The organism is Clostridium chromiireducens (genome assembly GCF_003575225.1).
In the GTDB taxonomy this organism is placed as follows: domain Bacteria; phylum Bacillota; class Clostridia; order Clostridiales; family Clostridiaceae; genus Clostridium; species Clostridium chromiireducens.
The window spans coordinates 1,247,494-1,261,820 of sequence record NZ_QXDJ01000002.1 but is presented as its reverse complement, the minus strand read 5'-3'; the positions used below and the strand labels follow the sequence as shown (position 1 = coordinate 1,261,820).

Sequence of the window (14,327 nt, the reverse complement as noted above, 5' to 3'; positions counted from 1 at the left end):
CTGTATTAATTTTTTTTACTCTCACTAAACTATATTGACATTATATCTTGCCAATCTTTTCTTGTCAATCTTTTTTATGACCAAACTTATTTATACGATAATTTGTACTTTATAAACTATTTAATTCAGAATATATTTAACAAAACCCAGAAAAATCTTTAACCGAGAGTAGTTTAATGGAAAATCCGCTCTTTTAAGTCAAATGAGCTTATTATTTTAATAAGCTCTGAAATCCCAATTCCTCGAATGTACTTTTCATAACATCTTCATTTATTTCAAGATTCAATTCATCTGCAATAACACATTCGAGTTCCTCAATATCACATTTTATAGTCGCTAGCTTTTTAGAAAGAAAAGCAGCTTTTTTTCCTACTAGTTTTGTATCCGATTCTTCAATTAATCTTGATAAAGGTGAACGAGAAATTCCTAGTTCTTTAAATGTTTCTTTAATTTCTTTTTCAGAGGAATTTTCAATAAAATCATATATTCCTTCCACTGTCTCAAATTCTTGAAGCAATGGAATAACTGATTTTTCGCCTACTCCACTTATTCCCGGAATATTATCCGAAGGATCCCCCTCAATTGCTTTTCTATCTATTATTTGAATTGGATCTACACCATAGAAGTGTTTTACATAATACGGCGTATATTCAAATATACCGCTAGGTATATTTAACTGTTTATTATCTACTCCTAGCTGACTATACATATCAGAACATTTTGAAGTTATGAGCCAAACCCTTATGTTATCATCAGCAAGCTGCAGACAATCCTGATCTTTTGTCCAAATAGTAACTCTCATATCCTTTTGAAATTTCTTTGATAATGTACCGATTATATCATCAGCTTCATATTCATCAAATAAAAACTGTGCTATTCCCATGTCTTTTAAAACTTTCTGAGCTAAAGCAAACTGGTTGCCAAGCTCACTTCTAAATTCTTTTCTATGTCCTTTGTAGTCGGGAAATAATTCTTTTCTAAATGTAAATTCCTTAGTACGATCCCAAGCCACAACCATATGGGTAGGCCTTTGATTCCTAATTACTTTAAGCATTGCTGCCATCATTGTAAAAACACCATTTGTAAATTCCCCTTGAGGAGACTGGCGTATTTTATTTAAATATTTATCCTTTTCTTCATCAGTTTTAGCAAATTTATATTCCTTTGGAAGATTCCCAAAGAAACAGCAAGATAAAAGGGATGACCCATCTATCAAAAGTAAATGTTTATTCATAATAACGCTCCTCATTTTTCTTAAGCTATAGATAACCAAAGTATAGCTTAAAGTTATAGACAAATCAACTGATATTAGGCGCATGAAAAAATCCTCGATAATAAATTACTTATCAAGGATTTTAACGATACTATAGAATTTCAATTTATTTGCTACTTTTGAAAATCACCATACTTAGCCGCGTTCTTCCACGTCTTATGATGCAAAGAATTATGTTTCCCGTCTGTCTTAATATTTCTTGCTTCTTCTCTAATCATTGCTCTCGCAATAATTCTAAACTTTTTAAAATCTTCTTCTGTTACATCCTGACCAAGTAAATTTTTTGTTATTAAGTCGCTAGTTTTTTTATTAACAGCTCTATCAAATCTATTCATTTTATCTGCTCCTATACTTAATTTTAAATTATAAGAATATTATTAACTTTATAACTATAATTTATCCTTAAATAGTTTAGAATATTAAGTATAGAACTAAGTAACAATATTATTATGGTAGTTTAATTATTAAAATTCATATACATTTGGAGGTATTTATATGTTAGTTTATGCAATTGTATCTATTACATCAGCTCTAATATTTTACACAGTAGGTGTGTGGAGCGAAAAAGTGCAAGGCGGATTAAAAAGATGGCACTTATTTATATTCTATCTAGGATTAATATTTGATACTTTAGGTACAACATTAATGGGCAAAATCGCTAAAGGTGGTTTTGAATTTAATTTTCATGGTATAACAGGCTTACTAGCAATAATTCTTATGCTCTTTCATGCACTTTGGGCTACTATTGTTTTAATTAAGAATGATAAAAAAGCAAAATTAAATTTTCATAAATTTAGTATTCTGGTTTGGACTATTTGGTTAATTCCTTTTATTTCAGGTGCAATCCTAGGAATGTCCCAATAATAGAGTTTAATTCAATGTTTCTTTTATCATAATTAATGCATTTTTCTGTTTTCACAAGATCAATGTGAACTAGATTTTTCTTCAATAGGTATTCTCTTGTATGCCTCACCATTTACGTAAATAGTTACTGTATCATGGCCTGAATCTTGTATCTCTTCACCAATGAAAAACGGTATTAATGTCTGTATGCAAAATAAATCTTCATATCCAGGTTTACGGCCTATTTCAATAAAAAGTTCCGCAGAACCTGGATCTCTCACATAGGTTCTAGTGCCCGGATATTTATCAACTACCTTTGCTTCATCGCATGGTGTAGGAAGTTCACCAATTATAAGTACATATATTATTCCGTCTTTTCTATATGCTAGCGCCTCATCTAGTGATCTCATCATTCGATAATATGACTGACTTCTAAACATTCTTTACTCTCCTAAATTTATTAATAATTCATATTATGAGTGTGAAATTCAATAGTTACTTAAAATGGTTAGAACAGCATAAATAAACCTGTTGAAGCAACTTTAAATTATTGTACTTGGAGGGGTTCAATTGAACTTAACTTGCTTCAACAGGTTTATATTATATAAAAATGCCATATATAATTAATTATTTTGTATATAGGACATTTTATACATAATTAATTATAAATGTGAATGCACTAAGAATTTTCTTAGTGCATTCTTATTAGTTATTTATTTTTATAATCCTTGTTCGTAACTTTCTATCATTCTTTTTACCATTTCTCCACCAACGCTACCATTTTGTCTTGAAGATAGGTTTCCTTTGTCAATACTTTGATAGTCTGAGAATCCAATTTCTGAAGCTACTTCAGTTTTTAATCTGGTTAACCCTTGTTTTGCTTCTGGTACTAAAACTCTGTTTGTTCCACTATTACTTGATGCCATTTGAATCTACCTCCTCAATTTTATTTTGCTTGGCAGTAATATATTAACCACTATACAAAAATATAATCTATTAAATTATTAGTAAAAATAGCATTGATAGCTTGCATTAGTTAACTTTAGCAAATCTTCCTTTCATAGAAGAGTTTTTTGAATTTTGTAGATTGATAATATATCTTAGCTAAGCAAAATTACAATTAGCTTAGTTTTTTCAATAATATATTCCTTTTATAATTAATCTATTTTTTTCTTTATGAATTCATTTAAAACCTCACTAAATTTCTCATCAAGTTGCTTATTTTTATAAATAGATTCCTTATATTTGCTAACTCCTTTAAGCATTACAGCTATAACTATGAACAACAAAAAAAAATTAATGCATGTCAAAATAATTCCGTTATAATCAAATCCCATATTGTCCTCCACGATTTAATCATATTAATCCTATAATATTTCTCAACTAATATAAATGTATATGATAATTATTTGATTATATTCATAAATCGAGAAATATTTCCGGAGTAGGTATTACCAAAAATAAAATATCATATAATAGAAATGTACCCTTAATAATAATTATCTCTCTTCAACACTGCCCCTTTTGTGGGGCTTTTTTTTAAATAATATGCTTTCCCTTATAACTCAAACTTTATTACTGAATAGTTTTCAAATCTAGTAAATGAATTAATAATTAATTTTACCTACTCTCAAAACTTACAAAATAATCATCATATGTCATAACTTTTCTATTGACTGACTCATATCCCATTTTACTTAAAGCTGCAATTCGTTCAATATTTTCCGGAATAGCCTTTATAAGAATAACCTTAACATCAAAGGCTTTGTAGAAATATTCATTAACAATTTCTAATATCTCACCTATAATTTGTTGACGTTCGTAATCACTTTGTAAGTCAATTCTTAATATACCATAGTGATTAAATTCGTCATCTGCAATTCTATGAAACATTTCAATTGTGCCAATTTTTTCTTTTGTATTATTTAGAATCACTGTCCATCTTACAAAATACTTGTTTTCATAAGAAAAATTCCAGAAATCAATTGCTTTTTTCATTCTTTCAAGAGTTTTGTAGTTAAAATTATCTCCATGACAGTTATCAGAATTAAAAAATGGGACAGCTTTTTCATCGGAATAACATTTTAATAATTCCTCTGCATCTTCCATTGTTGTTTGTCTTAATGTAATAAGATCCTTTGTATATATAGGACATTCTTCATAAATATCTTTCATTAATATACCCCTTCGAAAAATTTCATTGATATATTCCCTGTAATTTTATTATATTTTTCATAAAAAAGATGCGTCATTAAATAGCCCCTCCTGAATTAATAATAGGGTTTAATAAATATTATTTCGCACATTTCTAACAAGCAATTATTTCCAACAATTCTTGTGGTCTATCTATTATATGATCTGCACCTTTCGCCTCTAATATTTCTCTATCTCTAAATCCCCATGTTACACCTACACACAAAACTCCAGAATTTTTAGCAGTTTTAACATCAACTTCTGAATCCCCTACATATATAGCTTTATCTGCAGTAGATTTCAATTCATCTAAAGCTTTAAATACTGTATCAGGAGATGGTTTTTTAGATACACCTTCTGATTCTCCAATTGCTACTTTTATATATTTTTCAAAATAAACCTTGTTAAGTTCCTTAACTGCATTATCAAATTTATTTGATACTATTGCGATTTTATAATTTTCTTCTGATAGTTGTCCCAAAAGTTCCATAATTCCTTCATATGTATCAGTCTTATTTTGCATATTAATAGAATAGTGACTCCGAAAATCTTCAAGGCATTTTTCATACTTGGGATTATTAATTCCATCTGGTATTGAAAGCTCCATTAAACGTGCAACCCCATTACCCACAAAGCTCCTAATCTCTTCAACTTTTCTACATGGAAATCCATACATTCTTAATGCAGCATTAACGCTATCAGCTAGATCCTCAAGTGTATTAAGCAAAGTTCCATCTAAATCAAATATAATAGTATCATACTTTTTCATCCCTAATACCTCCCCTTAAACTATATTAATTTTCTTATCTTTTAATCAAATACAAATTTAACTCTATTATCATTCTTCCATATCTTTCTTAATTCATCAATACAATTATTTGTATGGCTAAATTTAATTTAATTATAACATATTTTGTAAGCCCATCTCATAAAATTCTTTTCTAATATTTTTCAATTCAGCCACTGTATCCTTTATCTTTATATGTTTACAACATATCTATTAGTTTTAGCGAGAACTAATGAATTAATCTTATGTATTTCAATATAGTTTAATTTAAGCACATCTTATGCGGAATAATTTTGCCAAAGTTATTTGTTAATATTTTACATATATGCTATAATCTATAAACATAATCCATTATGTTACTTATATAGTACTGATAAAGGGGAGTGGACAAATGCTAAGAGTAAAGATGCTAATGTGCTCATTAAGTTTTATAATCTTATTTAATACATACAGCATGAGTACGATAACACCATTTAACGCTTTAGCAACAGATGTTGTAGATGAAAAAAATATAAAACCGCTGAATAACGATGAAATTCAAGAAAATGAAAGCCCACTTAAAAATCTGCAAACTGAAAAAATGGAGCTGAGTAAATTAATAACTCAAAAAGAGAGTGAGAATGAAATAAATAAGAAACCAGAGGAAGCGGAAAAAAACGAACCTGAATGGAAGGAATTTATACTAACTTTCTATACCTCACTTAACTCGGAAAATAGCAGTGCTGGGCCTGTTACTTGTCAGAACAAACCGCTGACACATGGAGGCGTTGCTAATAACGTAATTCCTCAGAACACTAATATCTATTTGGAAGGTTATGGACAAGTTACTGTTAATGATAGAGGTTCTGATAAATATTTTGGTGTAGATAACAGGTTGGATGTATTTATCGAAAGAGAACCTGGCGAAAGTGATAGACAGTACTACCAAAGAGTAAACAGCTATGGAGTACAAAAAGTTAACGGTTATATAGTTAAATAATCTCTGAAGTTTTAATATTGAACACTAAAAATACCGCAAATTCAATTTTGAATAATACGGCATTTTATATAATTCTGTTATTTGATTTGGCTTCACCTTTTTAACTTCTAGGGGCATACATTATTATAAGAACTCCGATTAATGCTATAAATCCACCGATTAGGTCAAATTTATCAGGTGTTATATTATCAATTTTCCATCCCCATAAAATTGATAGAACAATAAATATTCCTCCATAAGCCGCATATACCTTCCCAAAGTTTGCACTTGAAGGTTGAAGCGTTGGAATTATTCCATATAAAATCAATATGACTCCACCAACAATTCCATACCAAAAACTCTTCCCATCACGTATCCATATCCATATAAGATATCCACCTCCAATTTCAAACACTCCCGCCAGTATGAAATAAAACAATGATTTTATAATCTCCATATGGATCTCCTTTGTATAAATGTATTTTGCTTAATACTTATAATCTATTAATTATAAAGCGATTATATCATAACAATAGTTCTGTGACTTTGAAATTAACCTTCTAAATAATCCAATGCAGCTTGTAGCATTACAGCAGCGCCTCTATATAATACCGAATCATCCATCATATATTTAGAATTATGAGCTGGATATACAACTCCATCTTCAAAAGCAGCTGGATTATATAATCTGAAATAACATCCTGGAATCTTTTCGAAGAAAAATCCTGCATCTTCTGCACCCATATTATAATCACTTAAAATATGAACATGATCTTCTCCTAAAATTTTTCTTGATGATTTTAATAACATATCTACCATATTGTTATCATTAATAACAGCTGGACATCCTCCATAAAAGTCTAGTTCGAAATCTGCTCTCATTATTTTTGTTAAACCCGCTACGATTTCCTCTATTCTCTGTAATACAAATTTTCTTATTTCATTATCTGAATTTCTAACAGTTCCTTTTATTTCAACTATATCTGGGATAATATTGTTTGAATTTCTTCCACCTTGAATACTTCCAAAACTTATAACTGTAGGTATAGTTTGATTTACTTCTCTAGTTAAGATATATTGGATATTATTAATAAGTAAGGTTGCTACGGAAATAGGATCAATGCAAAAATTCGGCGTTGATGCATGACCACCTTTGCCTATAATTTTTATATTAATCGGATCTTCTGCTGCAGACATACTTCCGTATCTGACTAGTATATCTCCATTTTTATATTCATCAAGCTTGCTATCAACATGCAATGCTAACATTGCATCCACTTTTGGATTTTCTAGAACCCCATCTTCAATCATGGCCAATGCTCCACCTGGGCCTATCTCCTCACTTGGTTGAAAAACTAATTTCACCTTCCCATTTAATTTTTCTTCATTCTCCTTTAGTATTTTAGCTACCCCAAGAAGTATTGCTGTATGACCATCATGACCACAAGCATGCATATTATCATTTTCTGATTTAAATTCTAAATTTGTTTCTTCCTTAATAGCTAATGCATCCATATCTGCTCTTATTGCGATTATCTTTCCTTCTTTCTTTCCAAGTACAGCACTTATTCCAGAATGATTTTCATATGTAGTATACTCTATATTAAATTCTTCAAGTTTCCCTTTTACATATTCAAAGGTTTTAGGTAAAATCATACCTATTTCAGGCACCTTATGTAGATCTCTTCTCCATTTTACTATTTCATCACTGAGTGCATGAGCTTGTGCAAGTATATCCATACTTTTTATCCCTCCAAAAACTTTAATTTATATTTATTTTACTGCTAGTGAAAAACTTAGCTAAGTACTGAGCATAAAATTTAATCAACATTCTCAAACGCTTATATTTCCTATAAATATTTATATATTTTACTATTTTTATAGTTATATATAAATACTTTTTCATATATAACTATAAAAATATTTTCACAGAAGATTCTTTGTAGTTCCTTAGGATATAAGTAAATTAAACAAAATTAAAATAGATTATATAAAAAATACTGTTACCATCCACGGAGGAGTTAACAATACTACACTTTATAATTTCATTTCTTAGAAAGGGTACCCATTCCCTGGAGGGGCATGCACAGCGGTAGATGTCAGCGGATATGTTTCAGATGAAGGCTGGGGGTATTCTTCTAGATATTTAGGACTTGGCTGCCATAGCTAATGTAATTAATTTATACTATAGAGAATTTAGTTAATCTATTGGATGATATATCTTAAGACTAGTTACTTTGTGATAGAGTAACTAGTCTTTTATTAACTTAATTTCCGCTTTACTGAATAAAGACATATTATTTTTTACTTAGTGAATCAGCCAATAAGTTTTCAATCTGATTTAAGAAGTTAATAATATCACAAATAATAATTGATCTTGAACTCATTCTTAGATTTAATTTATCTAACTTGTTACCAAAGGAAGTAACAAGTTCAGCTACAGAACCTACTCCTGTTGCTGCTTCATTAATTTCAGAGCTTGATCGTTCAATTCCTGTAATTATATGTTTAGTAAAGTCTTTTACTTCATCTGTACAATCAGTTACTTGTTTAAAATCTTTCTTAACATTTTGTGCATATTCAAAATTTTCATTAATTGCCGCCTTAGAATTTCTGATTTCTTCTCTTAATGAATCTATACTTTCATATAATTCACTTACACTTTTATCAATTCCACTTACTAATTCGGTTGTTGACGATGATAATTTTCTTATTTCGTCTGCAACTACAGCAAATCCTCTACCAGCCTCTCCTGCTCTGGCTGCTTCAATTGATGCATTTAGTGCCAAAAGATTCGTACTGCTTGCTATGTCAGTTATACTTTTTGACATATCTTGAATACTTCTCGAATTATTTTCCAACGTATGGAATGATTGAGTAATTAAATCAAGCTGATTGCATGTCCCATTTATTTTATCTGCTAATGATTCCATCTTATCATCTGCTTGTTTAACAGCTACTTCAGAACGATTAATAACCCCATCAATCTTATTAGCATATTGGCTAAAATCATTAAAATTTGAATCTATGTTATTAATCATATCTTGTATATTGTTTATCTTTAGATATGTATTGTTAATATCGTCAATAGATTGAGTTACTTTAACCTCCTCATCCATAAACTCTCCAAATTTTTTTTCTATATGTAAAACTCCAAAGTTGATATACTTATCATAATCAACAGCTTGTTCTGTTTCTACTATTTTGCCTTGCTCTACTTTTAAATTTACTTGTCCATCTGAATTAACATCTTTATTTTTCCTTAATTTAAACCACTTCATATCTTTTTACCTCATCTATTCAAATACAGCAAGAACCATAGTTTGATTAAAATGCTGTTCATTAAGCTGTTCTCCGTAACCTGCAAATCCAATATAATTACCTAGGGCATTGCTCATTTTTTTAGCAAATTCATTTAAATACCCATCATTTTCAAAAAGCATAGATCTTGCTAAACAATTTATCATAATGGCTAACGATGGATTTGGTACATCTTTTTTTACTTTTTCTATTGTTTCACTAATTACATTCTTGTAATCATCAGGTTCTAAAAGCACCATTTTTGAATTATTATAAACTCTTGCATGATATGACATTCCATTTCCCTCAGTGACCATTTGATTTGCAGTAATATACATATCGCTTCCAATAATTCTTCCGAGAGGATAACTATCTAAATATTTAGGAAGATTTTCAAGCGTTGTATTTAAAGCTTCAGCCGTTACTTTTGCAGCTGGCTTATTATCATATTCATATACTATACGATTTCTTACGTCAACTTTTGTTGCAGTAAAATAATGTTTAGTCGGCTTATAGATATTTTCTCTATATAACTTAATTTTGCCATTCAAATTTTTTATTATTACAAAAGCACATGCATTTTCATATATTGTACCATTAAAAGAAATTATTGTTCTTTCAGCTTTACCCTGATCCCCTGCAGAACCTCCAAATAATGGAATATTCTTTTCTGATAGTACGGAATTCAATGTAGATAAAACTAATTCTTCGCAGCTAATCAAAGCTGTAGATATTTCAAAACACACTGTATTAGTTATATTATTAAATTTATCAATACAGTTATTTACCCTATCAATATATTTTAGTGGGTATTTATCTACCTCTTCTAAAACATCCGCATAGCATTCAATTCCATCTTCGATTCCCATTACAAGCAACGTATCTTTAAAAGCTCCATCCCTGCAAAATCCTGCAAATGTTGTTGAACCAAGAATGATACTGTTTTCAAATTTATCCCTTATTTTTATTGTGTAAGTTTCAAAATTCTTGACATCAGAAAAAAATAATATTAACTTAGGGGATTTAAGTCCAGCTGTAGCCTCTGATACTGCATCACTTAAATCTCTTTTTGAACTTTTGCCCACTTTATAATTCATACTTATCACCTTCTACAATATAATATATGTTTTTGCATATATTTAACGTTTTCTATTTTTTATTTAATCACTCGACAACTTTATAAATCTGGTATTCGAAGTTAATTGTAGTTAATATTACATTAAAAGTCAATTAAAAATAAATTCATTTTAAGTTAAATTAATATTGCGTAAAAATTTTTGTGGAAAAATCTAATTAGTTCAATTGCTATCAATACAATATGAGACTTAAATACCTCTGAAAACTCCCTAAAAAAAAGAGCAGATTCTCTTGTAGCACATGCTAAAAAATCTGCTCACTTTTATCTATTTCTGAAACTTTTTATTTTTTAATCTTATGGCCGTTACTATAACTCCAATAAAACATATAACTGCTGCACTTATATAAACATATTTCATTCCAAACATAAAAACATCATTTCTGCCTTCTACATAACCAAATACCTTCTCTCCCATTTTCACACTCATGAAAGAATATAAAAGCATTGTCGCCATTGCGACTCCAGATGATTGTCCTAAATTTCTAACAAAAGCATTTATACTTCCAGCAATACCCAATTTATCACTAGGAGCTGAAGACATTACTAAAGAATTATTAGGCGGTAAAAATAATCCATTTCCTACAGCTATAAAAATTATATAGACAATTAATTCTTGAATAGTTGATGTTTCGCTTAAGGTAGCCATTAGACTCATTCCAATTCCTATTAGTATTAATCCTAAAAATGTTAAAAATTCTGAACCTATTTTATCTGATAGATAACCACTAAAAGGTGATATTATTGTTATCATTATAGGAGATATCATCATAATTATTCCCGCAAAGCTGGGAGTCATTTTCAAAACATTTTCAAGATAAAAAGGTTGGACAATATTATTACTATTTATTGATGCATAGCATATGAACGTACATAGTATACCTACTGAAAAAAGAGAGTTTTTAAACAAAGATAGATCTAAAAGTGGGTATTTTAATTTCCTTTCTTTACGTACAAAAATAATAAATAAAATGATTGTTGCAATAAAGCAAGCGATAACCTTATTATTTTCATATCCAACGGTTTGTCCAGCTATAAGAGCGTAAAACAATAATACAACACTTAACCCCAAAATTATTGCTCCAGTAAAATCAATATCTTCATCCACTTCATTTATCTTACGTGGCAATACTTTAAATCCGATTACTACTGCAATTATCCCAACCGGAATATTTATTAGAAATATATAATGCCAGCTTAAATAAGAAATTATAACTCCCCCAAGTGGCGGTCCAATCATTGTACCAAGAGCCAAAAAGGTTCCCGAAATACCGAGGGCTCTTCCCCTCTCATTCGGTGGAAAAACTTGAGTTATTATCCCTTGATTATTTGCCATAGCTGCCGAAGCTCCTATTGCTTGAATTATTCTAAATAACACTAAGTAAGTAAAATTTTCCGATAAAGCACATAATAATGAGCCTAAAGTAAATACTAATAATCCAAAATTAAATACTATAGATTTTCCCTTTATATCTCCTAATCTTCCAAACAATAAGATTGTGCTGACTATTGTTATAAGATAACAAATTACTATTAACTGAATTGAAGACATATTTACACAAAATATATTAACCATTACCGGAAGTGCTACATTTACTATAGTACTATCAAGGGTCCCCATAAACGGAAGTAACACTACAACGGCTAATATTATCCATCTGTTTTTATATACACCTTTATTGCACTTTTCCATTATAAAAAATCACATCCCCCACTTGCTATGTTTAATTATTTCATATGTTTATATTATTAAATAATTCACCATAAGTTTACTGATTATCTAATCGGATTTTTAAATTCACAAGGCACTTTTGTCTGACACAAGCTGCACTGTGAAACACCAAATTCATTGTGCGCATCTACTTTCACCTTATCATGCCCATTTTCAGAAATAGCATTTACAGGACATCTTTTGATGCAAGCTCCGCAAGATACCTCCATATTTTATTGGATAAATGCTTCTTTTCCTAAAACCTCTTTTATATATTTAATTTACTAATTGCCCACTCAGCCATTTCCCTAACTTTTTCATGACTATCTTTACAAGCTTCATAAATGCTTTCTTTATATTGTTCTTTGTAATTATTCACCATTGCATTTATAGTATTAACTTTCCATTTCCAAACATCTTGTTTTGGTATGTACCAAAACTTTGGCTGCATTACATTTTCTAAAAAGTCATAATCCATTTTAATTATTTTTTCTAATGATATTTGCTGACTTAACTCCGCTAAATTAGGAAATTCTTCTGTTTCACTCCAGCGCTTTATATTCATAGGACAAACATCTTGACACACATCACATCCATAGACCCAATCCCCAACTTCTTCTCTATATTTTTCATTAGGCATGTCTCTTCCCGTAAATGTAGTTATGCAGGATACACATGCAATCGGGCTCATAGTGTATGGCTGTGATAATGAAGCTGAAGGGCAAGCTTTAGTGCATAAATTACATTTATCAGAACAAGGTCTTAAATTTGGTGTTTCAATTAACTCTAATTCCTCATCAATTAACCAGGCCTCTAAGTATAACCATGAACCATTTTCAGTATAGAAGAAATTATTTCTACGAACCATTCCAAGTCCTGCTTTCATTGCTGCCCAACGTAACGCAGTCAAACCAAATTTTCGTTCAGTTTCTGCTCTAAGTCCAAGTTCTTGCATGTACTTTTCAAATTTCAAGCTATCTTGAAAATCTTTTGAATTTTCATCAGTTCTACTATCAACTAAATAATACTTTGCAATTACTCCCTTTAGATGCTCTGGAATATCATATTTCCCATACCTTCTTATGCAAATAACAATAGATTTTGCCCATGGGAATGTCTCTTGCGCATTTACAAAACGGTATTGACTCTGATAAAAACCTTTAGCCTCTGGTGTTCTCTCTATTCGTTCTTCAAGTTTTTCCTTATATCCATATATATCTGACATTTTAATAATTCCGCATTTCTCATATCCCAACTCTAGTGCTGCATTTTTTATTTGTAATGCTAGTGTATTCATTTGTTTAACAACCCTTTCCTATATTATTAATTTTTATTTTTTTGATTTATAACTAAACCGCTATTAACAACTGATTTATCTATTTTATTTACATAGTTGTTTTAATACATATGTTCGTAATATTGCTTAATAAACATGTATATACATGTTTATTTTTATAAAAGCCTTAATTCTTTGATAAATTTGAATTCAAGAGACACATATACTAATTATTCTATACTTAAGTTATTAATTTCACATTATGAAAGACATTTATGAATTGCAAGTTAGAATTTAATTAAAGTTTCTACTAGCCATAAATAGGCTATAGATTATGGTGTAGAAACTTTATTAATAAATTTTTGTATTTGCGCTAGTGTTTTTAAAAATTCTTCAAGTTTTTCTGTTCCAATTTCTTGCTCAATCAAGGTTTGCACTTCATTCCATTTTGGCATTGCTTCATTAAGCTTCTGCAATCCGGTATCACTTATAGAGATACATTTCCTTCTTGAATCATTATCGTCTGTTCTAACAAGTACATATCCTTTTTTTCTAAGTATTTCAATGTTTCGTGTTACAGTAGTTTGATCCATTAATAATATCTCTGCTAACTCAGTTATAGTAACGCTCTTACGAGACGCTATATCTGATAATAACGAAAACTGGGCTGCTGGTATTCCAACAGTTTGAAAAATTTGATCAAAATATTGAGTAGTGATTCTTGTTGTCATACGCAGATTTCTACAAACACAACTTTTTACATTTTCAATTTTTTTTAAATCAGACATAAATGATATACCTCCGTCAAAATCTCTGAATAAACATATAGTAATCTATCGCAATTCTTATTG

Annotated in this window: 17 protein-coding genes; 2 read left to right on the top strand and 15 right to left on the bottom strand. The window is 29.7% G+C overall.

What is annotated here, in order from left to right; translation table 11 throughout:
- Nucleotides 1-211: 211 nt before the first annotated feature.
- Together D2A34_RS11075 and D2A34_RS11070 are read right to left on the bottom strand one after the other, a co-directional pair.
- Nucleotides 212-1,234, bottom strand: coding sequence for a 5'-3' exonuclease (locus tag D2A34_RS11075; protein ID WP_079438987.1), 1,023 nt, complete (start codon nt 1,232-1,234; stop codon nt 212-214).
- Nucleotides 1,235-1,386: 152 nt separating this feature from the next.
- On the bottom strand, nt 1,387-1,608 hold the full coding sequence (locus D2A34_RS11070) for a hypothetical protein (RefSeq protein ID WP_079438986.1): 222 nt from the start codon (nt 1,606-1,608) through the stop codon (nt 1,387-1,389).
- A 160-nt stretch (nt 1,609-1,768) separates the two neighbouring features.
- On the opposite strand from D2A34_RS11070, the gene D2A34_RS11065 reads away from it, so the two are divergent.
- Complete coding sequence (locus D2A34_RS11065) at nt 1,769-2,137, top strand: HsmA family protein (RefSeq protein WP_079438985.1); 369 nt, start codon at nt 1,769-1,771, stop codon at nt 2,135-2,137.
- Nucleotides 2,138-2,196: 59 nt separating this feature from the next.
- Here the strand turns inward: D2A34_RS11065 and D2A34_RS11060 are convergent, their stop codons facing one another.
- The 5 genes from D2A34_RS11060 to D2A34_RS11040 all read right to left on the bottom strand — a co-directional run bounded on the left by D2A34_RS11060 (nt 2,197) and on the right by D2A34_RS11040 (nt 5,078).
- The gene (locus D2A34_RS11060; RefSeq protein ID WP_119366621.1) at nt 2,197-2,556 is read right to left on the bottom strand and encodes a hypothetical protein; all 360 of its coding nucleotides are present in this window, start codon (nt 2,554-2,556) and stop codon (nt 2,197-2,199) included.
- A 279-nt stretch (nt 2,557-2,835) separates the two neighbouring features.
- Nucleotides 2,836-3,042 carry an alpha/beta-type small acid-soluble spore protein gene (locus tag D2A34_RS11055; RefSeq protein WP_079438983.1) on the bottom strand — a complete coding sequence of 69 codons (207 nt, stop codon included), beginning with the start codon at nt 3,040-3,042 and terminating at the stop codon, nt 2,836-2,838.
- A gap of 231 nt (nt 3,043-3,273) precedes the next feature.
- A complete protein-coding gene (locus D2A34_RS11050; RefSeq protein WP_079438982.1) occupies nt 3,274-3,453 on the bottom strand; it encodes a hypothetical protein in 180 nt (59 codons plus the stop codon).
- 283 nt (nt 3,454-3,736) lie between these two features.
- Complete coding sequence (locus tag D2A34_RS11045) at nt 3,737-4,291, bottom strand: GNAT family N-acetyltransferase (RefSeq protein ID WP_119366620.1); 555 nt, start codon at nt 4,289-4,291, stop codon at nt 3,737-3,739.
- Nucleotides 4,292-4,424: 133 nt separating this feature from the next.
- Nucleotides 4,425-5,078 (bottom strand): HAD family hydrolase, encoded by a 654-nt coding sequence (locus D2A34_RS11040; protein WP_079438980.1) that lies wholly within the window; start codon nt 5,076-5,078, stop codon nt 4,425-4,427.
- Nucleotides 5,079-5,487: 409 nt separating this feature from the next.
- On the opposite strand from D2A34_RS11040, the gene D2A34_RS11035 reads away from it, so the two are divergent.
- A complete protein-coding gene (locus D2A34_RS11035; protein WP_119366619.1) occupies nt 5,488-6,075 on the top strand; it encodes a 3D domain-containing protein in 588 nt (195 codons plus the stop codon).
- Nucleotides 6,076-6,175: 100 nt separating this feature from the next.
- Here the strand turns inward: D2A34_RS11035 and D2A34_RS11030 are convergent, their stop codons facing one another.
- From D2A34_RS11030 to D2A34_RS10995, 8 genes are all read right to left on the bottom strand, one after another.
- Nucleotides 6,176-6,511 carry a YnfA family protein gene (locus D2A34_RS11030; RefSeq protein WP_119366618.1) on the bottom strand — a complete coding sequence of 112 codons (336 nt, stop codon included), beginning with the start codon at nt 6,509-6,511 and terminating at the stop codon, nt 6,176-6,178.
- A 95-nt stretch (nt 6,512-6,606) separates the two neighbouring features.
- A complete protein-coding gene (locus tag D2A34_RS11025) occupies nt 6,607-7,794 on the bottom strand; it encodes a M20 metallopeptidase family protein (RefSeq protein ID WP_119366617.1) in 1,188 nt (395 codons plus the stop codon).
- Nucleotides 7,795-8,351: 557 nt separating this feature from the next.
- On the bottom strand, nt 8,352-9,335 hold the full coding sequence (locus D2A34_RS11020; RefSeq protein WP_079438976.1) for a methyl-accepting chemotaxis protein: 984 nt from the start codon (nt 9,333-9,335) through the stop codon (nt 8,352-8,354).
- A 15-nt stretch (nt 9,336-9,350) separates the two neighbouring features.
- Nucleotides 9,351-10,451 carry an FIST signal transduction protein gene (locus D2A34_RS11015; RefSeq protein ID WP_079438975.1) on the bottom strand — a complete coding sequence of 367 codons (1,101 nt, stop codon included), beginning with the start codon at nt 10,449-10,451 and terminating at the stop codon, nt 9,351-9,353.
- A 306-nt stretch (nt 10,452-10,757) separates the two neighbouring features.
- The gene (locus D2A34_RS11010) at nt 10,758-12,182 is read right to left on the bottom strand and encodes an MFS transporter (RefSeq protein WP_119366616.1); all 1,425 of its coding nucleotides are present in this window, start codon (nt 12,180-12,182) and stop codon (nt 10,758-10,760) included.
- An 83-nt stretch (nt 12,183-12,265) separates the two neighbouring features.
- Nucleotides 12,266-12,430, bottom strand: coding sequence for a 4Fe-4S binding protein (locus D2A34_RS11005; protein ID WP_119366615.1), 165 nt, complete (start codon nt 12,428-12,430; stop codon nt 12,266-12,268).
- 38 nt (nt 12,431-12,468) lie between these two features.
- Nucleotides 12,469-13,497 (bottom strand): epoxyqueuosine reductase, encoded by a 1,029-nt coding sequence (locus tag D2A34_RS11000; RefSeq protein ID WP_119366614.1) that lies wholly within the window; start codon nt 13,495-13,497, stop codon nt 12,469-12,471.
- A gap of 311 nt (nt 13,498-13,808) precedes the next feature.
- Nucleotides 13,809-14,264 carry a MarR family winged helix-turn-helix transcriptional regulator gene (locus tag D2A34_RS10995; RefSeq protein ID WP_119366613.1) on the bottom strand — a complete coding sequence of 152 codons (456 nt, stop codon included), beginning with the start codon at nt 14,262-14,264 and terminating at the stop codon, nt 13,809-13,811.
- Nucleotides 14,265-14,327 lie beyond the last annotated feature (63 nt).